Origin of the sequence: Vibrio sp. L85, from assembly GCF_963871815.1 — a bacterium.
GTDB lineage: Bacteria > Pseudomonadota > Gammaproteobacteria > Enterobacterales > Vibrionaceae > Vibrio > Vibrio harveyi.
This window is the reverse complement of record NZ_CAWMYL010000215.1, coordinates 1-352: the sequence shown is the minus strand read 5'-3', so window position 1 is coordinate 352 and position 352 is coordinate 1. Positions and strand designations below refer to the sequence as shown.

Here is a 352-nt window from a genome sequence, read left to right as displayed (position 1 = left end):
CGCCGCTTTTTCTTTCTTTTCTCGTGCGATTTTTCCTAAACATGGAGACCGCTCATGAAACCAAGAACCCAGCATAAACGCCAGCACACCGCACAGTTAAAAAGCACCCATTCACACAACTCAAATTCAACTGAAAACGACTCTGGCTCTCTTTTTGTCCTCGATATGCTCGTTGATAATGACTGGCGCCACCTTGTTCTATCCCACAAAACTGCGCAAAAGCTTATCCAACGTACCCAACACAGAGGCTACACCTTAGAGCCTTACGATAATCGTTAATCACTAGACCGCCACAAGCCTTGCTGCAGCAAGGCTTTTTAATTCCGCCTCTCGTTCTGACTACCGCTCAGCT

At 46.9% G+C, this 352-nt stretch carries 1 protein-coding gene; it reads left to right on the top strand.

Going from position 1 to position 352, the window contains the following annotated elements; all coding sequences use genetic code 11:
• Positions 1-54 precede the first annotated feature (54 nt).
• On the top strand, positions 55-279 hold the full coding sequence (locus AACR11_RS21165; protein WP_017819159.1) for a hypothetical protein: 225 nt from the start codon (positions 55-57) through the stop codon (positions 277-279).
• Positions 280-352: the final 73 nt, after the last annotated feature.

What these genes read in the sequence shown, in the direction of transcription:
- AACR11_RS21165 (WP_017819159.1), top strand. Translation starts at nt 55, where the DNA reads ATGAAACCAAGAACCCAGCATAAACGCCAGCACACCGCACAGTTAAAA.